Annotated in this window: 22 protein-coding genes and 1 pseudogene; 21 read left to right on the forward strand and 2 right to left on the reverse strand. The window is 40.4% G+C overall.

The genetic code is table 11. The features are described 5' to 3' along the window. Positions 1-27: 27 nt before the first annotated feature. The 16 genes and pseudogenes from purF to purB all read left to right on the forward strand — a co-directional run bounded on the left by purF (position 28) and on the right by purB (position 13,633). Positions 28-1,470, forward strand: a complete 1,443-nt coding sequence (gene purF / locus QM460_RS01815; protein ID WP_414289035.1) for an amidophosphoribosyltransferase — start codon at positions 28-30, stop codon at positions 1,468-1,470. Positions 1,471-1,688: 218 nt separating this feature from the next. Then, the gene (purM, locus tag QM460_RS01820) at positions 1,689-2,711 is read left to right on the forward strand and encodes a phosphoribosylformylglycinamidine cyclo-ligase (protein WP_414289036.1); all 1,023 of its coding nucleotides are present in this window, start codon (positions 1,689-1,691) and stop codon (positions 2,709-2,711) included. Between the two features lie 185 nt (positions 2,712-2,896). After that, positions 2,897-3,445: a phosphoribosylglycinamide formyltransferase gene (gene purN / locus QM460_RS01825; RefSeq protein ID WP_414289037.1), complete on the forward strand. Its 549-nt coding sequence runs from the start codon at positions 2,897-2,899 to the stop codon at positions 3,443-3,445. 12 nt (positions 3,446-3,457) lie between these two features. Continuing rightward, positions 3,458-4,156 carry a hypothetical protein gene (locus QM460_RS01830; RefSeq protein WP_414289038.1) on the forward strand — a complete coding sequence of 233 codons (699 nt, stop codon included), beginning with the start codon at positions 3,458-3,460 and terminating at the stop codon, positions 4,154-4,156. After that, positions 4,153-5,700: a bifunctional phosphoribosylaminoimidazolecarboxamide formyltransferase/IMP cyclohydrolase gene (gene purH, locus QM460_RS01835; RefSeq protein WP_414289039.1), complete on the forward strand. Its 1,548-nt coding sequence runs from the start codon at positions 4,153-4,155 to the stop codon at positions 5,698-5,700. Before QM460_RS01830 ends, purH begins: the two co-directional genes overlap by 4 nt. Positions 5,701-5,820: 120 nt before the next feature. Next, entirely contained in the window at positions 5,821-7,086 is a 1,266-nt protein-coding gene (gene purD / locus QM460_RS01840) for a phosphoribosylamine--glycine ligase (RefSeq protein ID WP_414289041.1), read from the forward strand. A 192-nt stretch (positions 7,087-7,278) separates the two neighbouring features. Beyond that, entirely contained in the window at positions 7,279-7,767 is a 489-nt protein-coding gene (purE, locus tag QM460_RS01845) for a 5-(carboxyamino)imidazole ribonucleotide mutase (RefSeq protein ID WP_414289043.1), read from the forward strand. Continuing rightward, positions 7,754-8,830 (forward strand): 5-(carboxyamino)imidazole ribonucleotide synthase, encoded by a 1,077-nt coding sequence (gene purK, locus QM460_RS01850; RefSeq protein WP_414289044.1) that lies wholly within the window; start codon positions 7,754-7,756, stop codon positions 8,828-8,830. The genes purE and purK overlap by 14 nt, the downstream gene beginning before the upstream one ends. Positions 8,831-8,838: 8 nt before the next feature. Beyond that, positions 8,839-9,195, forward strand: a complete 357-nt coding sequence (locus QM460_RS01855; RefSeq protein WP_414289046.1) for a hypothetical protein — start codon at positions 8,839-8,841, stop codon at positions 9,193-9,195. A 134-nt stretch (positions 9,196-9,329) separates the two neighbouring features. After that, a complete protein-coding gene (locus tag QM460_RS01860) occupies positions 9,330-9,563 on the forward strand; it encodes a cell division protein MraZ (RefSeq protein ID WP_414289048.1) in 234 nt (77 codons plus the stop codon). 245 nt (positions 9,564-9,808) lie between these two features. Then, entirely contained in the window at positions 9,809-10,045 is a 237-nt protein-coding gene (locus tag QM460_RS01865) for a phosphoribosylaminoimidazole carboxylase (protein WP_414289050.1), read from the forward strand. Beyond that, positions 10,042-11,220 carry a hypothetical protein gene (locus QM460_RS01870; protein ID WP_414289051.1) on the forward strand — a complete coding sequence of 393 codons (1,179 nt, stop codon included), beginning with the start codon at positions 10,042-10,044 and terminating at the stop codon, positions 11,218-11,220. The genes QM460_RS01865 and QM460_RS01870 overlap by 4 nt, the downstream gene beginning before the upstream one ends. A gap of 14 nt (positions 11,221-11,234) precedes the next feature. Further along, positions 11,235-11,333: pseudogene (locus QM460_RS01875) on the forward strand (adenylosuccinate lyase); the annotation flags it as partial. Between the two features lie 130 nt (positions 11,334-11,463). After that, entirely contained in the window at positions 11,464-11,883 is a 420-nt protein-coding gene (locus tag QM460_RS01880) for a hypothetical protein (RefSeq protein ID WP_414289052.1), read from the forward strand. A gap of 50 nt (positions 11,884-11,933) precedes the next feature. Beyond that, positions 11,934-12,317 carry a hypothetical protein gene (locus QM460_RS01885; RefSeq protein WP_414289053.1) on the forward strand — a complete coding sequence of 128 codons (384 nt, stop codon included), beginning with the start codon at positions 11,934-11,936 and terminating at the stop codon, positions 12,315-12,317. 17 nt (positions 12,318-12,334) lie between these two features. Further along, on the forward strand, positions 12,335-13,633 hold the full coding sequence (purB, locus tag QM460_RS01890; RefSeq protein ID WP_414289054.1) for an adenylosuccinate lyase: 1,299 nt from the start codon (positions 12,335-12,337) through the stop codon (positions 13,631-13,633). A 46-nt stretch (positions 13,634-13,679) separates the two neighbouring features. Here the strand turns inward: purB and strH are convergent, their stop codons facing one another. Further along, a complete protein-coding gene (gene strH / locus QM460_RS01895) occupies positions 13,680-17,504 on the reverse strand; it encodes an LPXTG-anchored beta-N-acetylhexosaminidase StrH (RefSeq protein ID WP_414289056.1) in 3,825 nt (1,274 codons plus the stop codon). A gap of 271 nt (positions 17,505-17,775) precedes the next feature. Beyond that, positions 17,776-18,492 carry a GntR family transcriptional regulator gene (locus tag QM460_RS01900; protein ID WP_301559247.1) on the reverse strand — a complete coding sequence of 239 codons (717 nt, stop codon included), beginning with the start codon at positions 18,490-18,492 and terminating at the stop codon, positions 17,776-17,778. Positions 18,493-18,817: 325 nt separating this feature from the next. On the opposite strand from QM460_RS01900, the gene QM460_RS01905 reads away from it, so the two are divergent. Genes QM460_RS01905 through QM460_RS01925 form a run of 5 tightly spaced genes read left to right on the forward strand, consistent with a single transcriptional unit; the run spans position 18,818 to position 23,226 of the window. Further along, the gene (locus QM460_RS01905; RefSeq protein WP_414289058.1) at positions 18,818-20,605 is read left to right on the forward strand and encodes a glycoside hydrolase family 35 protein; all 1,788 of its coding nucleotides are present in this window, start codon (positions 18,818-18,820) and stop codon (positions 20,603-20,605) included. Next, positions 20,602-21,078: a PTS system mannose/fructose/N-acetylgalactosamine-transporter subunit IIB gene (locus QM460_RS01910; RefSeq protein WP_070458000.1), complete on the forward strand. Its 477-nt coding sequence runs from the start codon at positions 20,602-20,604 to the stop codon at positions 21,076-21,078. The genes QM460_RS01905 and QM460_RS01910 overlap by 4 nt, the downstream gene beginning before the upstream one ends. 26 nt (positions 21,079-21,104) lie before the next feature. Then, positions 21,105-22,010 carry a PTS mannose/fructose/sorbose/N-acetylgalactosamine transporter subunit IIC gene (locus QM460_RS01915; RefSeq protein WP_373094634.1) on the forward strand — a complete coding sequence of 302 codons (906 nt, stop codon included), beginning with the start codon at positions 21,105-21,107 and terminating at the stop codon, positions 22,008-22,010. Continuing rightward, the gene (locus QM460_RS01920) at positions 21,997-22,818 is read left to right on the forward strand and encodes a PTS system mannose/fructose/sorbose family transporter subunit IID (RefSeq protein ID WP_045762521.1); all 822 of its coding nucleotides are present in this window, start codon (positions 21,997-21,999) and stop codon (positions 22,816-22,818) included. Before QM460_RS01915 ends, QM460_RS01920 begins: the two co-directional genes overlap by 14 nt. A 3-nt stretch (positions 22,819-22,821) precedes the next feature. Further along, on the forward strand, positions 22,822-23,226 hold the full coding sequence (locus QM460_RS01925) for a PTS sugar transporter subunit IIA (RefSeq protein ID WP_414289060.1): 405 nt from the start codon (positions 22,822-22,824) through the stop codon (positions 23,224-23,226). The last annotated feature ends 94 nt before the right edge of the window (positions 23,227-23,320 follow it).

A 23,320-nucleotide genomic window follows, 5' to 3' on the forward strand; every position in this document is an offset into this window, starting at 1 on the left:
TACAGAAATAAAAATTAGGTATATAAAATGACATACGAAGTAAAATCTCTTAATGAAGAATGTGGTGTTTTCGGCATCTGGGGCCACCCAGATGCTGCCAAAATGACCTATTTTGGACTCCATAGTCTTCAGCACCGTGGTCAGGAGGGGGCAGGAATCCTCTCCAATGACCATGGACAATTGAAGCGTCATCGTGATATGGGGCTTTTATCAGAAGTTTTCAAAAATCCTGCTAATTTGGATAAATTGACAGGAACTGGAGCGATTGGACACGTGCGTTATGCGACTGCGGGAGAAGCTTCTGTAGACAATATCCAACCTTTCCTCTTTCGCTTTCACGATATGCAGTTTGGTTTGGCTCACAATGGGAATCTGACCAATGCAGAATCGCTCAAGAAAGAATTGGAACAAAGAGGAGCAATCTTCAGTTCAACCTCTGATTCAGAAATCTTGGCTCACCTTATTCGTCGTAGCCACAATCCAAACCTGATGGGGAAAATCAAGGAAGCCCTCAGTCTGGTTAAAGGTGGTTTTGCTTATCTCTTGATGTTTGAAGATAAATTGATTGCAGCGCTTGATCCAAACGGCTTTCGTCCTCTGTCAATCGGGAAAATGACTAATGGAGCAGTAGTCGTTTCCTCTGAAACATGTGCCTTTGAAGTCATCGGTGCTGAGTGGATTAGCGACGTGAAACCAGGCGAGATTGTCATTATTGATGACAATGGCATCCAGTATGACAGCTATACAAACGATACTCAGTTGGCAATCTGTTCCATGGAGTATATCTACTTTGCCCGTCCTGACTCTAACATCCACGGTGTCAATGTTCATACAGCTCGTAAGAGAATGGGAGCTCAGTTGGCACGAGAGTTCAAGCATGAAGCCGACATTGTGGTCGGTGTGCCAAACTCCTCACTCAGTGCAGCTATGGGATTTGCTGAAGAGTCTGGGCTACCAAATGAAATGGGTCTTATCAAGAACCAATATACACAACGAACCTTTATCCAGCCGACTCAAGAATTGCGCGAGCAAGGAGTTCGAATGAAATTGTCTGCCGTATCTGGTGTTGTTAAAGGAAAACGTGTGGTCATGATTGATGACTCGATTGTGCGAGGAACAACATCTCGTCGGATTGTTCAACTCTTGAAAGAAGCGGGAGCGTCAGAAGTACACGTTGCCATCGGGAGTCCTGCTCTTGCCTATCCATGTTTTTACGGGATTGATATCCAGACACGTCAGGAGCTGATTGCGGCCAATCATACGGTTGAGGAAACTTGCCAAATCATTGGTGCGGATAGTTTGACTTATCTTTCGATTGATGGCTTGATTGACTCTATTGGGATTGAAACAGATGCACCAAATGGCGGTCTCTGTGTGGCTTACTTTGATGGGAAATATCCAACTCCTCTCTATGATTATGAAGAAGAATATCGTAGAAGTTTAGAAGAAAAAACGAGTTTTTACAAATAAAATTCCCCATTGAAGGAAAGGAAAAGGAAAAAACAAATGACAAATAAGAATGCATACGCTCCACGTCTCACTACTGACTAAAAGCTAAAGCATTTGTCAGTAGACGCTTTCTCCTATGGGACCAAAGCTAGAGACCTGACTAGTATTTTTAGATAAAATAATTGTTTATCTAAAAATACGTCGCAGTCTTTCTCAAAAAAAGAAAAGGAATAAATAAAATGACGAATAAAAATGCTTATGCGCAGTCTGGTGTGGACGTTGAAGCGGGTTATGAAGTTGTTGAACGGATCAAAAAACACGTGGCACGTACGGAGCGTGCAGGTGTCATGGGAGCTCTTGGTGGTTTTGGTGGCATGTTTGACCTTTCAAAAACAGGTGTTAAAGAACCGGTTTTGATCTCAGGAACAGATGGTGTTGGAACAAAGCTTATGCTGGCTATCAAGTACGACAAGCACGATACCATTGGACAAGACTGTGTGGCTATGTGTGTCAATGATATCATTGCTGCAGGTGCAGAGCCTCTCTACTTCCTTGACTATATCGCAACTGGTAAAAATGAACCAGCTAAACTAGAACAAGTTGTTGCTGGTGTGGCTGAAGGTTGTGTGCAAGCTGGTGCAGCCCTTATCGGTGGTGAAACGGCTGAAATGCCTGGTATGTACGGTGAAGATGACTATGACTTGGCTGGTTTTGCTGTTGGTGTTGCAGAAAAATCTCAAATCATCGACGGTTCAAAAGTAGCTGAGGGTGATGTGATTCTTGGACTTGCTTCAAGCGGTATCCACTCAAATGGTTATTCACTCGTGCGTCGTGTCTTTGCTGATTACACAGGTGAAGAAGTTCTCCCAGAATTGGAAGGGAAGAAACTTAAAGACGTTCTTTTGGAACCAACACGTATCTACGTCAAAGCAGCTTTGCCACTCATCAAAGAAGAATTGGTTAACGGTATTGCCCACATCACAGGTGGTGGTTTTATCGAAAATGTGCCACGTATGTTCGCGGATGACTTGGCTGCTGAAATTGACGAAAGCAAGGTTCCAGTTCTTCCAATTTTCAAAGCCCTTGAAAAATATGGTGAAATTAAACACGAAGAAATGTTTGAAATCTTCAACATGGGTGTCGGTCTTATGCTTGCGGTTAAACCAGAGAATGTGGAACGTGTCAAAGAGCTTCTTGACGAACCAGTTTATGAAATCGGTCGTATTGTGAAGAAGACAGATGCAAGTGTGGTGATTAAATAATGGTGATATCACCATTTTGTATGGAGAAATTGTAGAAAGGAGTGTTTAAGTTAGCAAGCCTAACTGAACACGGGACTCATTTTCTAGGAAAAAAGAGAAATCATTTTGTGTGCAAGCACCCAGCAATGATTTCCTATTTTTCTACGAAACTGTTCGGCTAGCCGAAACGTCCCTTTGTATCGAATATGAAAATTGCTGTTTTTGCCTCTGGTAACGGCTCAAACTTTCAGGTGATTGCGGAACAATTTCCAGTAGAATTTGTTTTTTCAGATCACAGGGATGCCCATGTCTTAGAGCGTGCCGAAAAGCTTGGTGTTTTATCTTATGCCTTTGAACTTAAAGAGTTTGAGAACAAGGTAGACTATGAAGGAGCCATTGTCGAACTCTTGGATGAACACCAGATTGACTTGGTTTGTCTTGCAGGCTACATGAAAATCGTCGGCCCAACCTTGCTAGCAGCTTATGAAGGCCGTATCATCAATATTCATCCAGCTTATCTCCCTGAATTTCCAGGCGCTCATGGTATTGAGGATGCTTGGAATGCAGGCGTTGACCAGTCTGGCGTGACTATTCACTGGGTGGACTCTGGTGTTGATACCGGTAAGGTCATCAAACAAGTCCGTGTGCCACGCCTTGAAGGGGATACCCTGGATATTTTCGAAACTCGCATCCACGAAACAGAGTACAAACTTTATCCAGAAGTCTTGGATAGTTTGGGAGTGGAGAGGAAATAAAAGAGGATTATTATGAATAAAGTAGTTGATAATTTATTAAAAAATGTAGAGGAATTTGAAACATTCTTTAATGAATACGAAAAACAATTTTATCCTGAAATCAGAAAAGCGAGAAAAACGTTATTGTTTTACCTTTGTTTGTTGATTGTTTTTATGTTTGGAGACTTAATTCTCCTTCGATTTTTCCCAGATTCATCTTGTTGGAAGGTTAGCCTTATAATTACTCTGATTATTTTAGTATTGTTCGCTATTTATGCTCGAAAATTTGACAGTGTCTCAGTTGGAGCGCCTAGTAAATTCACTGAATTATGCAATGAAGTAAAGTCTACCTTGAATCGTCTTTATGGAGTTGATGCAGAGAAGGTAGCTGAAATGCTAGTTAGTGATTTGAATAATAAGCGCAATGAACAAATACAAAAATATGAAAATGTAGTAAAGTCGATTGGGGCTATTGGTATGATTTTAGTAACAGCATTTATTACTTTATCTTTAAATAAATTATTTGTAACAGATACAACGGGTATTTCGGTCGATACGTTTTTATGGCTGATCATTTTTGTAGTTGTAGTAGTACTATTTATTAGATTCATAGATCATTCGATTAAAAATATTATTAAATACCCTCCGTTTGGAAAGGCTTCAAAAGAAGTTTACCTATCAGATGTTCTATCTGTTGTAAAATATACACTTTTAGAAAAGGAAGAAAAATGACTAAACGAGCACTTATTTCAGTCTCAGACAAAGCGGGCATCGTTGAATTTGCCCAAGAACTTAAAAAACTTGGTTGGGACATCATCTCAACAGGTGGTACCAAAGTTGCCCTTGATAATGCTGGGGTGGACACCATTGCCATCGACGATGTGACTGGCTTCCCAGAAATGATGGACGGTCGTGTGAAGACTCTCCACCCAAATATCCACGGAGGACTTCTTGCTCGTCGTGACTTGGATAGTCACTTGGAAGCGGCTAAGGACAACAAGATTGAGCTCATTGACCTTGTGGTGGTAAATCTTTACCCATTTAAGGAAACCATTCTTAAGCCAGATGTGACATACGCAGATGCCGTTGAAAACATCGATATCGGTGGTCCATCTATGCTTCGTTCTGCAGCGAAGAACCACGCTAGCGTCACAGTTGTGGTAGATCCTGCTGACTACGCTGTAGTTTTGGACGAATTGGCAGCAAACGGTGAAACCTCTTACGAAACTCGCCAACGTTTGGCAGCAAAAGTATTCCGCCACACAGCAGCCTATGATGCTTTAATCGCAGAATACTTCACAGCTCAAGTGGGTGAAACAAAACCTGAAAAACTTACTTTGACTTACGACCTTAAGCAACCAATGCGTTACGGTGAAAACCCTCAACAAGATGCAGACTTCTACCAAAAAGCTCTTCCTACGGAATACTCCATTGCATCCGCTAAACAGCTAAATGGTAAAGAATTGTCCTTCAACAATATCCGTGATGCTGATGCCGCTATCCGTATTATCCGTGATTTCAAAGACCGTCCTACCGTTGTGGCTCTCAAACACATGAACCCATGTGGGATTGGTCAAGCTGACGATATCGAAACTGCTTGGGACTACGCTTATGAGTCTGACCCAGTGTCTATTTTTGGTGGTATCGTCGTTCTTAACCGTGAAGTTGACGAGGCGACAGCTCAAAAAATGCATGGTGTCTTCCTTGAAATCATCATTGCACCAAGCTATTCTGACGAAGCGCTTGAAATCTTGACAACTAAGAAGAAAAACTTGCGTATCCTAGCCTTGCCATTTGACGCTCAAGATGCTAGCGAAGCAGAAGCGGAATACACTGGTGTTGTCGGTGGACTCCTCGTTCAAAACCAAGACGTGGTCAAAGAAAGTCCAGCTGACTGGCAAGTGGTTACGAAACGCCAACCAACTGAGACAGAAGCGACTGCCCTTGAGTTTGCTTGGAAGGCTATCAAGTATGTGAAATCCAACGGTATCATCATCACCAACGACCACATGACACTTGGTGTTGGCCCAGGTCAAACTAACCGTGTTGCTTCAGTCCGTATCGCCATTGACCAAGCTAAAGACCGTCTTGACGGTGCTGTTCTTGCTTCAGATGCCTTCTTCCCATTTGCGGATAACGTGGAAGAAATCGCCAAAGCAGGTATTAAGGCCATCATCCAACCGGGTGGATCAGTCCGTGACCAAGAGTCCATCGAGGCTGCTGATAAATACGGCTTGACAATGATCTTCACAGGAGTAAGACATTTTAGACATTAAAAAACGAAAGGGAAGAAAACAGTTTCTTTCCTTTTTTGGTTTAAAATGCTAAGTGAAACAAGATTAAAACGAACGTTTGTGATATAATATTAGTAAATAATTCGCAAAAGAGGTTGAGAGATGAAACTGTTAGTTGTTGGCTCAGGTGGTCGTGAGCATGCGATTGCTAAGAAGTTATTAGAGTCTAAAGACGTTGAGAAAGTTTTCGTGGCTCCTGGGAATGACGGGATGACCTTAGATGGTTTGGATTTGGTAAATATCTCTATTTCCGAACATTCTAAGCTGATTGACTTCGCAAAAGCAAATGACATTGCTTGGGCTTTTATCGGTCCAGATGATGCCCTTGCGGCTGGGATCGTAGATGATTTCAATGCGGCAGGTCTCAGGGCATTTGGTCCTACCAAGGCTGCAGCGGAGCTGGAGTGGTCTAAGGATTTCGCTAAGGAAATTATGGTCAAATACAATGTTCCGACAGCAGCTTATGGGACCTTTGCAGATTTCGAGGAAGCTAAGGCTTACATCGAAGAAAAAGGCGCTCCAATCGTTGTCAAGGCAGACGGCTTGGCTCTTGGTAAAGGTGTCGTCGTTGCTGAAACAGTTGAGCAAGCAGTCGAAGCTGCTCACGAGATGCTTTTGGACAATAAATTTGGTGACTCAGGTGCGCGTGTGGTCATCGAGGAATTCCTGGATGGGGAAGAGTTTTCTCTCTTTGCCTTTGTCAATGGTGACAAGTTCTACATCATGCCAACAGCTCAGGACCACAAACGTGCCTACGATGGCGACAAGGGCCCTAACACTGGTGGGATGGGTGCCTATGCGCCAGTTCCTCATTTGCCACAGAGCGTGGTTGACACAGCGGTTGACACTATTGTCAAGCCAGTCCTTGAAGGGATGATAAAAGAAGGACGTCCTTACACAGGTGTCCTTTACGCGGGGCTTATCTTGACAGCTGATGGACCTAAGGTGATCGAGTTTAACGCTCGTTTTGGAGATCCTGAAACGCAAATCATCTTGCCTCGTTTGACATCTGATTTTGCGCAAAATATTACTGATATTTTGGACGGCAAAGAGCCAGCCATTACTTGGACGGACAAGGGTGTGACACTTGGCGTGGTTGTCGCATCAAACGGCTACCCACTCGCTTATGAGAAGGGTGTCAAGCTTCCAGCCAAGACAGAGGATGACATCATCACTTACTATGCCGGTGCAAAATTCGCTGAAAATGGGCAAGACCTCCTCTCAAACGGCGGACGTGTCTACATGCTCGTCACAACAGCAGACACCGTCAAAGACGGCCAAAACATCATTTACAACCAACTCGACACACAAAACACAGAAGGCTTGTTTTACCGAAACGACATTGGAAGCAAAGCGTTAAAAGATTAACAGATACTATATTTGACAATGGCGAGCGAAAGCGAGCTAGTTTAGGGTAATCATTGCAGTAGTGGAACTCCTAGTAGCTTTGCTACTAGGAGCGGAAAACTGGAGACTCAGGCTCCAGTTTTAGTAATGGAACGCAACAGGCGGTCGCTTACGTCCGCACTACAATAGATGATTATCAAAAAAGGAGAATAAATGAAACCAGTAATTTCCATCATCATGGGCTCAAAATCCGACTGGGCAACCATGCAAAAAGCTGCTGAAGTCCTCGACAACTTCGGCGTCGCTTACGAAAAGAAAGTTGTTTCCGCACACCGGACGCCTGACCTCATGTTCAAACATGCCGAGGAAGCACGTAGCCGTGGCATCAAGGTTATCATCGCAGGTGCGGGTGGCGCAGCTCACTTGCCAGGAATGGTAGCTGCCAAAACAACCCTTCCGGTTATCGGCGTACCAGTCAAATCACGTGCCCTTAGCGGTGTGGATTCACTTTATTCCATCGTCCAGATGCCAGGTGGGGTACCTGTTGCAACTATGGCAATCGGTGAAGCAGGTGCAACCAACGCTGCTCTCTTTGCCCTCCGTCTCCTCTCAGTAGAGGATCAGGCTATCGCATCAGCTTTGGCAGATTTCGCAGAAGAGCAAGGAAAAATCGCAGAGGAGTCTACAAATGAGCTCATCTAAAACAATCGGAATTATCGGTGGCGGTCAGCTTGGTCAGATGATGGCCATTTCTGCTATCTATACGGGTCACAAGGTTATCGCGCTAGATCCTGCAGCGGATTGTCCGGCCTCTCGCGTGGCGGAAATTATCGTGGCGCCTTATAACGATGTGGACGCCCTTCGTCAGTTGGCGGAGCGTTGCGATGTCCTCACCTATGAGTTTGAAAATGTCGATGCTGACGGTTTGGATGCTGTTATTAAGGATGGTCAGCTTCCACAAGGGACAGACCTACTCCGCATCTCTCAAAATCGAATTTTTGAGAAGGACTTTCTTTCCAACAAGGCACAAGTCACTGTGGCACCATATAAGGTCGTAACTTCTAGCAAAGACTTGGCAGATATCGACCTATCGAAAAACTATGTCCTTAAGACGGCGACCGGTGGTTACGATGGCCATGGTCAGAAGGTCATTCGTTCGGAAGCAGACTTGGAAGAAGCCTATGCACTAGTTGATTCAGCAGACTGTGTCTTGGAAGAATTTGTCAACTTTGACCTTGAGATTTCTGTCATCGTGTCAGGAAATGGCAAGGATGTGACAGTCTTCCCTATTCAGGAGAATATCCATCGTAACAACATTCTTTCAAAAACCATTGTGCCTGCTCGCATTTCAGAAAGTCTAGCTGAAAAAGCCAAAGCGATGGCAGTGCGAATCGCAGAACAACTGAACCTTTCCGGAACTCTCTGCGTGGAAATGTTTGCGACAGCTGATGATATCATCGTCAACGAAATTGCGCCACGCCCACACAATTCAGGTCACTACTCAATTGAAGCCTGTGACTTCTCCCAGTTTGACACCCATATATTGGGCGTTCTCGGAGTCCCACTCCCAGCAATTCACCTTCATGCACCAGCTGTCATGCTCAATGTACTCGGCCAACATGTCGAGGCCGCTGAAACATATGTGACAGAAAATCCAAGCGCCCACCTCCACATGTATGGTAAAATAGAAGCGAAGCACAACCGCAAGATGGGACACGTGACTTTGTTTAGTGATGAACCAGATAAGGTTGAGGAGTTACGATAGGAGAAATTATGAAATCTATAAAAACATTCTTATATATTGTATTTAATATTTTCTACCCTGTTATAGTCATTAGTATTACTTCTTGTTTACTTAATTATCTAAGGGTTTCAAATGAGGATATTGTATCAGCTATAGTTATATCAGTGTTATTAGCCATACCTTATGTTTATTTAACATTTAAAAATAAAGTTATTTCATCGAATTGGTACTTTATTTCGGAAAATGGTTGGCTAGTATTCTTTCTCTTAGTTGGAAAATACGTTGATTTTAATCTTAAATTTGGTTATGAGGTGTGGGGAGTTGCTTTTGTTTTGATGAAAATGTGGGATAGCTATTTAAAAATACGTGCTGAACAAATAAAATAAATGTTCGGTTTACTGAACTAAAGGTGTAAAAATAAAAAGATGACGTACGTCTCAGCGTCTGAATTTAGGATGAAGAAAATTTCTACCCTCATGATAATAAACAAGCAATGAATAATAAAAGGAGTTACAAAATAATGTTTGAAAACATTGGAAGAGAGATTTTAAGTCGTGTTAGGGATGATGTTCAAAGTAGATTAGATGATGCAGCGTTCCAAGAGCGCATTATTGGAATTGAAAAGGCTACTATTGCGCTACTAGAAGCAAATGTAGATAAAGAACTAATAATTCAACTTCTGCAAAAATATTGGGATTTGCGACTAAGTGAAGCACATGATTGTGTTGATTTTGTAGAAAAATATAGAATGTAAGTTCATTACTATGTGTAAATTAGTTCTAAAAATATTATTTGTTGAATTTAATCCTGATGAAAATTTAAGAATTTTAAATTTTTATTACAATACAAGCTTAAATAAACACTTTGAGACTAGAAAGAATAGGGCTTTTTGTTCATCTTAGTTAAATCTAGATGCCATATAACTTATGTAATGTATAAAAGAAGGGGAGAAAGGGCATCCGTATTCACTAAAACTGAATACGGGCTCGGGAGATTGCTATGATTCAACTCATTGTCAACGCATTTGTTGAAAAAGAGAAGACTGGAGCAGTCGTCGAAGTCTTGTATGCTAGTAGCAATCACGAAAAAGTGAAAGCTAAGTATGAAGAGTTGCTTGCTCAATATCCTGAAAACTACTTAGCTATCTATGATCTACCGTTAGATACGGATTTGAATACACTCGATCACTATCCATCTGTGTGGATCGGGAAAGAAGAATTTGTGAAGGAATTATGAAAATAAAGCTAGAATTGCAAAAACTCATATCTATCATGTTGGGATATTTTGGGATTGCGCTATTTATACATCCTGGGTACTTAGTTAAATTAGTAGCGATATGTATTTTTATTGGCTTACTATTTTTTTGGAAAAAGAAAATGGTCAACTGGGTGCAATTAAAATGGAGTTTATTAAAGGAAATTCGTAGAAGAAAATATTTTTTTATTACTGAAAAAGGATATAAAACTGATTTAAAGAAAAGACGGGAATTAGGTACTGCAGTTTATTATTTAACAAATATAGGTTTTATGGTAGTTCTTGTAGTTATTTCTGTATTGAATTTACTTAATCTAGCAGTATTTAAAGAATTACTTGCTAAAGTAGCAATCGGAGCAATGATTATAGCATTATTTGGCATAATTATTGCAGCTAAAAATTATTTAACGGGATTATATTATTATCTTATTCCTTTAGTAATGCTTTTATTCACTTTAGATTATGTAAAATCATTTTCAGATATAAAATCTATTGTAGTTTACATAATTTTGGTTTTTATAGCATATAGTGTTTTTGCAATATTATTGCCATTGCATTCTTTAAGAAAAATAACAAATATGACATGGTTATTTGGAGTGTTGACTACTTTACTTGTTCCCCTCCTTCTTGAATATTTTTTCCAATATTATATAGTAAATGAAATTAATGGACAAATTTCAAATGAACCAATTACCCTTGAAACGCTAATGAAGTTAAATTTATCTACAGAGGTTATCTTATTTTTTAAAGAGAATCCTGATGCTATTGAATTAATAAAAAGATTTAGGGAGATGTCTATTTCTTTTGAAATTCATTCCATAACTTCCGTGCTTTCAGTTATAAGATTTCTTTTACTTACAGCTTACTCTCTTGGAACGATTATAATCACTTCAAAAATTAAATTAGGGAAGTCAAAAGCTAAAGACTTATATAATAAGATTAAATCATCACCGGAAGTCCAATATTTAGAGCTAAGAGACTGTATTTTTTACGGTGGTGAAGAATACGAGAATAGGATAATGGATAATGAAATTTTTAGGTCTAAAATTATCAGGGAAGAAGAAAAATGTGATAAAAATCTAGATAGTGAATGGTGGGAGATATGTAGTACTAAATTTATTGACATTTGTAGTTTGATATTAAAAAAAATGATTTAATATAGAAGAAAATAATGATCAACCGTTATTCTCGCCCTGAGATGGCGAACATTTGGACTGAAGAAAATAAATACCGTGCTTGGCTTAAGGTGGAAATCTTGGCTGACGAAGCATGAGCTGAATTGGGAGAAATCCCTAAGGAAGATGTGGCTTTGATTTGCGAGAAAGTAGCGGAATGTGCTGTAGAGAAAAATGTTAGAATGAACAATCACTAAATTTAGATTCAATTTAAAGGAGAATATAATGATACCTGAGTTATTAAAGAACTTTGATAATGGATATACGATTAAAACTGATGGCTTAACTATAAAAAATAATGTAATTATCACTAGAAATAATAGCATCCAAATAACAAATTTATCTATGTTAAGCAAAAATGAGTTTAAATCACCAGTTACACTACTAGATGTACTTATTCTGATAATTCTATTTATGATTGGATTAGTCCCACCATTTTTAGGATTTATATTATTTGGTTTATATGCATGGTACGTTTATAATAAACACCAAAATCATTTGAAGTCAAAATATTATATAGTATTTAATTTGGGGTCAAGTCAAAACTATTTATTGTATTTTGAAGATGCTAAATTTAGAGATGCTGTTTTTAATGTTATTACGGAATCTTTTGGTAACAAAGCAAAAATATATACATTGATATAAAAAATCAAAATATAGAGAATTATGATAGTAAAAATATCTATGAAAAGGAAGTGTCTCAAACAACTGTATCAGGTAATGATAATGTAGTTGGAAATAATTTTGGTTTAGGTAATAATGTCACGCTTAATGGGGATAACAATGTTAACTCAAATATTGTTACAGATTCCATTTTAGAAAAATCTAATATGAATGTTGAGTTTCCGTGGTCGGAACTTTCTAAACAGCTTCAACAGATTGTTAACAATGCTTCTGTTCTGTCTGAGCAATCTGTCGAAATTTTAAAGGACTTACTTGCTGCAACTGAAAAAAATAGTGAATCTGAATTTACTGTAATTGTTAAAGAAAATGCATCATTTTTCAATCAACAGTTTATTAAAGATATAATATCAGGAACTTTAGGTGGAGTTATTTCATCATTACTATTAGGTAGATAAAATTAAGGAGAAACATCATGATCAACCGTTACTCTCGCCCTGAGATGGCGAACATTTGGACTGAAGAAAATAAATACCGTGCTTGGCTTGAGGTGGAAATCTTAGCTGACGAAGCATGGGCTGAGTTAGGGGAAATCCCTAAGGAAGATGTAGCTTTGATTCGTGAAAAAGCGGACTTTGACATCGACCGTATTTTGGAAATCGAGCAGCAAACGCGTCACGATGTGGTTGCCTTCACACGTGCGGTTTCTGAGACTCTTGGTGAAGAGCGCAAGTGGGTCCACTATGGTTTGACTTCTACTGACGTAGTCGATACTGCCTACGGTTACCTCTACAAGCAAGCCAACGACATCATCCGTCGTGACCTTGAAAATTTCACCAACATCATCGCTGAAAAGGCTAAGGAGCACAAGTTCACCATTATGATGGGGCGTACCCACGGTGTGCACGCTGAGCCGACAACCTTTGGTCTTAAATTGGCGACTTGGTATAGCGAAATGAAACGCAACATCGAGCGTTTCGAGCATGCGGCTGCTGGTGTGGAAGCTGGTAAGATTTCTGGTGCGGTGGGTAACTTTGCCAACATCCCACCATTCGTTGAAAAATACGTCTGCGACAAATTGGGTATCCGTGCTCAAGAAATCTCTACACAGGTGCTTCCTCGTGACCTTCACGCTGAGTACTTTGCAGTTCTTGCTAGCATCGCAACTTCGATCGAGCGTATGGCAACAGAGATCCGTGGTCTTCAAAAATCTGAACAACGTGAAGTGGAAGAGTTCTTTGCTAAAGGTCAAAAAGGTTCTTCAGCGATGCCTCACAAACGTAACCCTATCGGTTCTGAAAATATGACAGGTCTTGCGCGTGTTATCCGTGGTCACATGATTACGGCCTATGAGAATGTTGCTCTCTGGCACGAACGTGATATCTCTCACTCATCAGCTGAGCGCATCATCACACCAGATACGACTATTCTGATCGACTACATGCTCAACCGTTTTGGAAATATCGTTAAAAACTTGACAGTTTTCCCTGAAAACATGGTTCGCAACATGAACTCTACATTTGGTTTGATATTCAGTCAACGTGCTATGTTGGCTTTGATTGAAAAAGGTATGACGCGTGAACAAGCTTACGACCTTGTTCAACCGAAGACAGCCCAATCATGGGATAACCAAGTCGACTTCAAACCACTTCTTGAAGCAGATCCAGAAGTGACTTCACGCCTCACTCAAGAAGAAATTGACGAAATCTTTAACCCAACTTACTATACTAAACGTGTGGATGAGATCTTCGAACGCATCGGTTTGGGTGATTAATGGTCACAATAAAAAGCGAGATTTTTGTCTCGCTTTTTATTTGTGCTTAATCTTTTTTCTTGCTAAGTCCGTAAGCTGTGAGAGCAGTCATAAGACCAGTAGCAATTAACCATTCTGAACCTTGGCTTCCTGTTTCAGGAAGTTTATTTTCTTTTGCTACAGGAGCTGGGCCTTGAGGAAGGGCTTTGTTTTCCTCAGCAGAAGCAGTTGCTGGAGCTGGTTCATTTGGAATCTCTAGTGCTGGTTTTTCTTCAGCGATAGCAGCTTGACCATGTTCATCGCCAAGGTGAGTGACAGGGTTGCCAACTTCAATCACTTGAGCGACTGGTTCTTGAGCGACAACGCTAGTAACCAATGTTTTAACTTCAGATCCATCAGCAGCAGTAGTCACAGAGTAGAAATGGCTACGACGACCGTTGACACCTGCAGTTACTATACGAGTTTGTCCCTTAGGTAGCGAAGGAGTCTCGCGAGTGATCGTTGTAAATGGAATTTCTTCGTCCTCGATCACAACACGTGGTTTTGTATCTGCAACAGGAGCTTGACCTTTTTCGTCTCCTACATGTGTTGTTAATGTTCCAACTTCGACAACTTGATTGACAGCTTCTTTCGTTACTTGATTTTCAAGAACTGTTTCTGTCTGCTTGCCATTTTCAGTCACAACTGAAAGATACTTAGTACGTTCTCCTTTGACACCAACAGTGATGACTTTCTCTTGTCCTGCTGGAAGGTTAGGATTTTCTTTCTTAACGATCTCAAACGGAATTTCTTCTGTCTTAACAAGAAGCTCTGGTCGGTTTTCAACTGTAACAGCAGTTTCACTCTCATCGAGGCTTCCTGAGTGAGTGGCAGCTGGTTTAAGACCAAGTCTAGCAGCTTTAAGATTAGCTACAAGTGTGTCCAACTCAGCTTGTTTATTACGATTGAGGTTGTAGTTAAGAGCGTCTTTAGCAACCTTGAGAGCGTCGAGACTTTCTGTGCTATATCCTTCTAAGTTTTCAGGGATTTGAGCAAGTTCTTCGCGTAGCGCTTTGTAGTCAGCACGGAAGTAGTCCTTGTTGTGGTCTGCAAAGGCAGTCATGAGTTCAAAGATTTCTTCTTCCTTGTATTCTGCGCTTGGTCGATCAGCCCAGATAGCTAACATACTACCAACAGTAGGTAGGTCAACTTCAGGATATTTAGTTGATGCTAGTTGGTTAAATGGAGTTTTTTCAGTATTTTCAATAGCTTTCTTGAGGAAGCCGCCACCATCTTCTGGTTTTTGACCGAGAATGTAGTACCAATCTCCATTCGTGTTAAGGAATTTGTACCCCTTACTTGCTAGGTATTGAGGAGATGCAAGGTTGTAACCCCACCATCCTTTAGACCAGTAAGAGATGATAACGTCTTTATCAAACTCAACATCATCTTTATCTTCATAGTAGAAGCCGTCGTTAAAGGCCATTGGTTGAAGACCTTTTTCTTTAGCCATGGCAGCTAAGCTATTAGCGTATTCAGCAAATTTACCGTAGAGTCCATACCATTTGAGGTAGTACCAACCTTGAGCGTTGGTAGCGTCATTGGCATACTCATCTGTACCATAGTTAAAGATCTTAGTCTTGCCTGCAAAGAAGTCCATGTACTTGCTAATAAGGGCTTTTGTAAAGTTCATTGCTTCTTCGTTCTCAAGGTCCATAGTTGTTTTTGAAACCTTGTCAAAATTAGCTTGAGGGTTTGCGATGCCTAATTTTTCCATAGCAACAAGCATAGCATCCATGTGACCTGGGCTATTGATAGCTGGGATTAATCCAATACCTTTGTTTTTAGCATACTGGATAAGCTCAGTGATTTCGGCTTGGTTCAAAGTAGTTCCATTAGGATCATCGTAGTAAGATTTTGTTCCTTCTATGATGGCATTTTTTACATCGTCGCTTGCATAAGTCTTGCCGTTTGCTGAGATACTCATATCATCAAGTAAGAAGCGAAGTCCATCATTTCCAAGGAGGAGATGAAGGTCAGAGTATCCAAGTTCGCTGGCTTTGTCAACGATTCGTTTAAGTTGGTCTAGCGTGAAGTATTTACGACCAGCATCAATAGAGATAACCTTATTTTTAGCTAGTTTTTCAACTTCGCGTTTAGCGTCCTCTTCTTTTTGAGCTTCTGGAGTGAAGGTCAAGTTAGCAACAGCTTCTTGGAGTTTTGCGATAGCTTGGTCAATGCTATCTTGTTCAGCACGGCTGAGGTTGCTATCAAGAGAGCGGATGGCTTTTTCAGCTTCTTTAACGGCTGCAATACTTTCTTCTGTGTAGCGAGTAAGGTCTGTTGGAACTTCTTTCAGAGCTTGTTCAGCAGACTCGTAATCAGCAGCGAAATATTCAGCATTTGAGTTTGCGAATTGACGCATGAGTTTGAAGAGACGAGATGGAGAGTAGCGAGCAGATGGAGTATCAGCCCAAGCTGCTACCATACCACCAATAATAGGAACGTCAGCTCCTTCTGTTTTTGGTACAGAAGTGATCGGTGTGCTCTTAATGCCGTTCAATCCTTGATCAAGGTTGTACCAACCTTGTCCGTCAGCATTACGGCCGAGAACATAGTACCAAGCATCGTTAGTATTGAGGATTTCGTGTCCTTTTTCAGCTAGTAACTTAGAAGAAGCGACATCGTAACCACCCCAGCCACCAGTCCACATAGAGACGATGATGTCCTTGTCAAAGGTACCAAAACTTGTATCGCTATTATAGTAGATACCGTCGTTGAAGGCCATAGGTTTTAGACCGTGAGATTTGACGATACGAGCTAGGTCATTTGCATAGGCGATGAATTTGTCGTAGCCTTTGTCTGGGAATCCATCTTCTGGATACCATTTATAGGCTTGAAGAACGCTCCATCCTTTGGCATCAGTAGCATCATTAGCGTACTCATCCAAACCGATGTTGAAGATTTCAGACTTACCAGCAAAGTAGCCTGCATACTTATCAATCAAAGCTTTTGTGAAGGCAACAGCTTTTTCATTGTCAAGGTCAACAGTACGTGCTGATTCTTTACCAAAATAGTTAAAGTTAGGCTTTTCAATACCCAATTCTTTCATAGCATTAAGGATAGCGTCCATGTGGCCAGGACTGTTAACAGATGGGATAAGTCCAATACCTTTATCCTTAGCATAGTTAATCAAATCGGTCATTTGGCTTTCAGTTAGATGATTGCCGTTTGGATCGTTGTAGTAAGCATTGGTTCCATTTTCAACAGCACGTTTGACATCATCGCTTGCATAAGTTTTGTCCCCTACAGTTAGAGACATGTCATCAAGCATAAAACGCAAGCCATCATTTCCGACTAGGAGATGAAGATCAGTATAGCCATAGTGTTTTGCCTTGTCGATAATTTCTTTTAGTTGATCTGGAGAGAAGTATTTACGTCCAGCATCAATAGAAACGATTTTCTTTTTAGCCAGTTTTTCATTGACTTGAGCTGCTCTCTCTGTGGTGACTGTAGGAGCTTCAACTTTAGCAATTTCTTTATTATCTTCTTTTTCAGCCTTCTCGACTTCTTTAACTACTTCTGGTTCAGCTGGAGCGACTTGATTTGTAACAGGTTCTTCTACGACAGGTGCAGGAGTAGCTTCAACTTTTGGTGCTTCAGTGTTTGTTACAGGTGTCGCTGGAGCTGCAGGAGCTACGGCTTCTGGTGTAGGACTAGTTTCAAGTTTTTCTTCGCTGGCCTGTGGAGACGATTCACCTGTAGCTTGGATAGTAGGTTGATTCTCTGTTGTAGTAGGTACGACTCCATCAGCGGCAACAGCTTGCGCATGAAAGGCAAAGCCGATCAAGACAGAAGCTGCTCCGATTGCGTATTTACGAATAGAGAAACGCTGTTTATTTTCTGGTTTCATTAAATAACCTCCTAATTTATTGTTTTGGTAGCGTTTTCACAAACTGATTCCATTGTATTATCTGAAACTAGTAAAGTCAAGTATTTTAATAAAATACCTATAAAAAATATAAGAAGTTATTTAATTTGAACTAATTTTCAATTTTTACTCTGTTTTTAGTAAAATTTCTCCAAATTATAGTTTAAAGTCATTTGATATTTCCTACTAAAAGCTAGCGTGCTATAATGAAAAACAGAAAAGCCTGAAACGATTGTCTCAGACTTTTTAATGTTTAGTGATCGCGACCACATGAGATAAATTTAATCTTATAGAAATCAGAACGTTTGTAAGTTTCAATGTATTCCAATACTTGGCCAGTTGACTCAAGTTTAGTTGTCTTGGTTTGGAGAACAGTTGGGAACTGAGAGTCGATTCCTAGGATAGAAGCAGCATGTTCTGGAGTTGGAAATACAATTTCATTGATTTCTTCAAAATGCTCGTCATTCATGTGAATGTGGTAGTCCAATTTGAAACGATTATAGATAGAACTATAGTATTCAAGATTTGGATAGTTTGCATTGATGTATTGTTCAGGGATATAAGATGTGTGGTAGATATAAGTAACACCGTTAGATTCACGGATACGTTCGATTTTGTAATAAAATTGATCGCCACGCAATCCCAATTTTTCTAAGTAGTTAAGATCGTTACCGCGTTCAATAGAAAGAACAGTGACTTTATCGTCCTTGGTTTCAAAAATTTCTACATCAGAAAATTCTACGAGTTTGTGCTTGCGAGCGCGAGCCACAAAGGTTCCTTTTCCTTGTTGGCGGACAATATAACCGTCTTTAGCAAGGTCGTTTAAGGCGCGAACAACAGTGATTGAACTTACGTCATACATTGAAATCAATTCTGCTTCAGTGTAGAATTTGTCGCCACTTGCAAATTGACCTGAAATGATTTTGTTTTTCAATTCATCTTTGATATATTGATATTTTGGAATTGCCATATTTTCACCTCATATTTTCCTTCTCCATCTTCGATTTTACCATAAATAGTTTGAAAATGATAGTAAATAATGTAAAAAAATAAAATAATATTCTAAGCGATTGACTTACATATTATTTACGGTTAAAAACTCATACATTTATGCTATCTAGATCGAAAATATTTAAGAAAAAAATTTTTTACAAGAATTTTAGAAAACAATTCAGTAAAAAAAAGAAAAATTTTAAATAATTTTCGAAAAATCTATTGACAAGATGGATTCATTAGTTTATCATTTAATATAACAACAAATGAAAGCGCAAACGAAAAAAGTATGGGGTGGTAAAATGACAAGGTTTAAAATTGAGGATGATTTTTACCTAGATGGGAAACCATTCAAAATTTTATCTGGTGCCATTCATTATTTTAGAATTCCTGAAGAAGACTGGTATCATTCATTGTACAATCTCAAGGCTTTAGGCTTCAACACTGTTGAAACTTACGTCGCTTGGAATTTGCATGAGCCAACTGAAGGAAACTTCAATTTTGAAGGCAATCTTAATATTGAAAAATTTCTTCAGACAGCTCAGGACTTAGGCTTGTATGCTATTGTTCGACCATCTCCCTTTATCTGTGCAGAGTGGGAATTTGGTGGTTTACCAGCATGGCTTTTAACTAAAGACATGCGAATCCGCTCCTCTGATCCAGCCTTTGTTGAAATGGTAGGACGTTACTACGATCATTTACTTCCGCGTCTTGTTTCAAGATTGTTGGACAATGGTGGTAACATCCTCATGATGCAGGTTGAAAATGAGTACGGTTCATACGGTGAGGACAAGACCTACTTGCGTGAGATTCGCCGATTGATGGAAGAACGTTCAGTGACTTGTCCGCTCTTTACATCTGATGGTCCATGGCGAGCAACTCTGAAAGCTGGTACCTTGATTAAAGATGATCTCTTTGTGACAGGGAACTTTGGTTCAAAAGCAAACTTTAACTTCTCGCAAATGCAAGAGTTCTTTGATGAGCATGACAAGAAATGGCCACTCATGTGTATGGAATTCTGGGATGGATGGTTTAACCGATGGAAAGAACCAGTCATCACGCGTGAGCCAGAGGAGTTAGCAGAAGCCGTACATGAGGTACTAGAGCAAGGCTCTATCAACCTTTACATGTTCCACGGTGGAACCAACTTTGGTTTTATGAATGGTTGTTCAGCTCGAGGAACCATCGATTTACCACAAGTAACATCTTATGATTATGACGCTCTCCTTAATGAAGCTGGCAATCCAACTGCTAAATACATGGCAGTTAAAGAAATGATGGCGACTTACTATCCTGATTATCCACAATTAGAGCCGCTTTACAAAGAGAGCATGGAAGTCGAAAACATTCCACTGGTTGAGAAAGTTTCTCTCTTTGAAACCTTGGATAGCCTGACAAGTCCAATCGAGAGTCTCTATCCTAAGAAAATGGAAGAGTTGGGACAAAGCTATGGCTACCTACTCTATCGTACAGAAGCTAGTTGGGATGCAGAAGAAGAACGCATCCGTATCATTGACGGTCGAGATAGAGCTCAGCTATTCGTAGATGGGAAATGGGTCGCAACTCAGTACCAGACTGAAATTGGAGAAGATATCTTCTATCAAGGAAAAAAGAAAGCGCTCTCTAGATTTGACATCCTTATTGAAAATATGGGGCGTGTCAATTACGGGCATAAGTTCCTAGCAGATACACAACGAAAAGGGATTCGTACAGGTGTCTGCAAAGACCTACACTTTATGCTGAACTGGGAACACTATCCGCTTCCACTAGATAATCCTGAAAAGATTGATTTCTCAAAAGGATGGACAGAAGGACAACCTGCTTTTTACGCCTACGACTTTGAAGTTGAGGTGCCAAAGGATACCTACTTAGACTTATCTGAGTTTGGTAAAGGGATTGCCTATGTCAATGGACATCATCTAGGTCGTTTCTGGAATGTTGGTCCAACCTTATCGCTTTATATTCCGCACAGCTATCTCAAGGAAGGTGCTAACCGCATCATTATCTTTGAAACTGAAGGGGAGTATAAAGATCACATACATTTAACTCGTAAACCTACACTAAAACATATAAAGGGGGAAAATTTATGACAATTGTAGGATGCCGTATCGATGGACGTTTGATCCACGGACAAGTAGCAAACCTTTGGTCTGCTAAACTTAATGTTTCACGTATCATGGTCGTTGACAATGAAGTTGTTAACAACGATGTTGAAAAGAGCGGATTGAAACTTGCAACACCACCAGGTGTAAAACTTAGCATTTTGCCAGTTGAAAAAGCTGCAGCCAATATCCTTGCTGGAAAATACGATAGCCAACGTCTTTTGATTGTAGCACGCAAACCTGACCGTTTCCTCGGTTTGGTAGAAGCAGGTGTGCCACTTGAAACTGTCAATGTCGGCAACATGTCTCAAACACCAGAAACACGTGCGATCACACGTTCAATCAACGTTGTAGATAAAGACGTAGAAGATTTCCACAAATTGGCGGAAAAAGGTGTTAAACTTACTGCTCAAATGGTTCCAAATGATCCAGTTTCAGACTTTTTGAGCTTATTAAAATAGGAAAAAATTTTTAGGAGGTCATTGTTATGATACAATGGTGGCAAATTTTACTTCTCACTCTGTACTCAGCTTATCAAATCTGTGATGAGTTGACGATCGTTTCTTCTGCAGGTTCCCCTGTATTCGCTGGTTTCATTACTGGTTTGATCATGGGAGATTTGACAACTGGTTTGTTTATCGGTGGTAGCTTGCAGTTGTTTGTCCTTGGGGTAGGTACCTTCGGTGGTGCTTCTCGTATCGACGCAACTTCTGGTGCGGTTCTTGCGACAGCTTTCTCAGTTTCACAAGGTATCGAAACAGATCTTGCGATCACTACAATCGCTGTACCAGTAGCGGCACTTTTGACTTACTTCGACGTACTTGGTCGTATGACTACTACATTCTTCGCACACCGTATTGATGCTGCGATCGAACGCTTTGACTACAAAGGAATCGAACGTAACTACCTTCTTGGTGCGCTTCCTTGGGCTGCTTCTCGTGCCCTTCCAGTATTCTTCGCCCTTGCTTTCGGTGGAGAATTCGTACAAGCAGTTGTAAACTTTGTTAAAGAATTCCAATGGGTTGCAGACGGTTTGACTCTTGCAGGTCGTATGCTTCCAGGTCTTGGATTCGCTATCTTGCTTCGTTACCTTCCAGTTAAACGTAACCTTCACTACCTTGCTATGGGATTCGGTTTGACAGCTATGTTGACTGTACTTTACTCATACGTAACAGGTCTTGGTGGAGCAGTTGCTGGTCTCATTGGCACTCTTCCTGCTGACGTTGCTGAAAAAATTGGCTTTGCCAACAACTTCAAAGGTTTGTCTATGATTGGTGTCTCTATCGTAGGTATCTTCCTTGCAGTTGTTCACTTCAAGAACAGCCAAAAAGTTGCTGTAGCAGCACCTTCTACACCATCAGAAAGTGGGGAAATTGAAGATGACGAATTCTAATTACAAATTAACAAAAGAAGATTTTAATCAAATTAACAAACGTAGCTTGTTCACTTTCCAATTGGGATGGAACTACGAACGTATGCAAGCATCAGGTTACCTTTACATGATCTTGCCACAATTGCGTAAAATGTATGGAGATGGAACTCCTGAGTTGAAAGAAATGATGAAAGTTCATACTCAATTCTTCAACACTTCACCATTCTTCCACACAATCATCGCTGGTTTTGACCTTGCCATGGAAGAAAAAGATGGCGTTGACTCAAAAGATGCGGTTAACGGTATCAAGACAGGTTTGATGGGACCATTCGCTCCTCTTGGAGATACTATCTTTGGTTCACTTGTACCTGCTATCATGGGATCTATCGCTGCAACAATGGCTATCGCTGGTCAACCTTGGGGTATCTTCCTTTGGATCGCAGTTGCAGTAGCGTATGACATCTTCCGTTGGAAACAATTGGAATTTGCATACAAAGAAGGGGTTAACCTTATCAACAACATGCAAAGCACTTTGACAGCTTTGATTGAAGCTGCATCTGTACTTGGTGTGTTCATGATGGGTGCTCTTGTAGCAACAATGATCAACTTTGAAATTTCATACAAATTGCCAATCGGTGAGAAAATGATTGACTTCCAAGATATCTTGAACTCAATCTTCCCACGCTTGCTTCCAGCAATCTTCACAGCATTCATCTTCTGGTTGCTTGGTAAGAAAGGTATGAACTCAACTAAAGCAATCGGTATCATCATTGCTCTTGCAGTTGGACTTTCATTCATCGGTAAATTTGTACTTGGAATGGGCGCATAATTTATGACTAGATCATTGATTTTAGTGAGTCACGGTCGTTTCTGTGAAGAACTTAAAGGTAGCACAGAAATGATTATGGGTCCACAAGACAACATTCATGCGGTAGCTCTTCTTCCAGAAGATGGACCAGAAGATTTCACTGCGAAATTTGAAGCTGTTGTCGAAGGTTTGGATGATTTCCTAGTCTTTGCTGACCTCCTTGGCGGAACTCCATGTAACGTGGTGAGCCGTTTGATTATGGAAGGTCGTGACATCGAACTTTATGCAGGAATGAATCTTCCAATGGTGATTGAATTTATCAATGCGAGTCTAACTGGCGCTGATGCAGATTATAAGAGTCGTGCTTCAGAAAGCATTGTGAAAGTTAATGATTTATTGGCAAGCTTCGACGACGATGAAGACGAATAAGGTGTAATAACTGAAATACTGTTAGAACACATTTCATAGAATATAAATGGGAATGGGGCTTACTCCCATTCCCATATTTTAAATAAAAAACAAT

Source organism: Streptococcus infantis (assembly GCF_047464415.1).
Taxonomy (GTDB): Bacteria; Bacillota; Bacilli; order Lactobacillales; family Streptococcaceae; genus Streptococcus; species Streptococcus infantis_AE.

Bases quoted from the DNA above. Each gene is read 5' to 3' on its own strand.
- purB (WP_414289054.1), top strand. From the start codon at position 12,335: ATGATCAACCGTTACTCTCGCCCTGAGATGGCGAACATTTGGACTGAA.
- QM460_RS01920 (WP_045762521.1), top strand. From the start codon at position 21,997: ATGACGAATTCTAATTACAAATTAACAAAAGAAGATTTTAATCAAATT.
- QM460_RS01855 (WP_414289046.1), top strand. From the start codon at position 8,839: ATGAAATCTATAAAAACATTCTTATATATTGTATTTAATATTTTCTAC.
- QM460_RS01860 (WP_414289048.1), top strand. From the start codon at position 9,330: ATGTTTGAAAACATTGGAAGAGAGATTTTAAGTCGTGTTAGGGATGAT.
- QM460_RS01900 (WP_301559247.1), bottom strand. From the start codon at position 18,492: ATGGCAATTCCAAAATATCAATATATCAAAGATGAATTGAAAAACAAA.
- QM460_RS01905 (WP_414289058.1), top strand. From the start codon at position 18,818: ATGACAAGGTTTAAAATTGAGGATGATTTTTACCTAGATGGGAAACCA.
- QM460_RS01830 (WP_414289038.1), top strand. From the start codon at position 3,458: ATGAATAAAGTAGTTGATAATTTATTAAAAAATGTAGAGGAATTTGAA.
- purD (WP_414289041.1), top strand. From the start codon at position 5,821: ATGAAACTGTTAGTTGTTGGCTCAGGTGGTCGTGAGCATGCGATTGCT.
- purK (WP_414289044.1), top strand. From the start codon at position 7,754: ATGAGCTCATCTAAAACAATCGGAATTATCGGTGGCGGTCAGCTTGGT.
- QM460_RS01925 (WP_414289060.1), top strand. From the start codon at position 22,822: ATGACTAGATCATTGATTTTAGTGAGTCACGGTCGTTTCTGTGAAGAA.
- QM460_RS01870 (WP_414289051.1), top strand. From the start codon at position 10,042: ATGAAAATAAAGCTAGAATTGCAAAAACTCATATCTATCATGTTGGGA.
- purH (WP_414289039.1), top strand. From the start codon at position 4,153: ATGACTAAACGAGCACTTATTTCAGTCTCAGACAAAGCGGGCATCGTT.
- QM460_RS01880 (WP_414289052.1), top strand. From the start codon at position 11,464: ATGATACCTGAGTTATTAAAGAACTTTGATAATGGATATACGATTAAA.
- purF (WP_414289035.1), top strand. From the start codon at position 28: ATGACATACGAAGTAAAATCTCTTAATGAAGAATGTGGTGTTTTCGGC.
- QM460_RS01865 (WP_414289050.1), top strand. From the start codon at position 9,809: ATGATTCAACTCATTGTCAACGCATTTGTTGAAAAAGAGAAGACTGGA.
- purN (WP_414289037.1), top strand. From the start codon at position 2,897: ATGAAAATTGCTGTTTTTGCCTCTGGTAACGGCTCAAACTTTCAGGTG.
- strH (WP_414289056.1), bottom strand. From the start codon at position 17,504: ATGAAACCAGAAAATAAACAGCGTTTCTCTATTCGTAAATACGCAATC.
- QM460_RS01915 (WP_373094634.1), top strand. From the start codon at position 21,105: ATGATACAATGGTGGCAAATTTTACTTCTCACTCTGTACTCAGCTTAT.
- QM460_RS01910 (WP_070458000.1), top strand. From the start codon at position 20,602: ATGACAATTGTAGGATGCCGTATCGATGGACGTTTGATCCACGGACAA.
- purE (WP_414289043.1), top strand. From the start codon at position 7,279: ATGAAACCAGTAATTTCCATCATCATGGGCTCAAAATCCGACTGGGCA.
- purM (WP_414289036.1), top strand. From the start codon at position 1,689: ATGACGAATAAAAATGCTTATGCGCAGTCTGGTGTGGACGTTGAAGCG.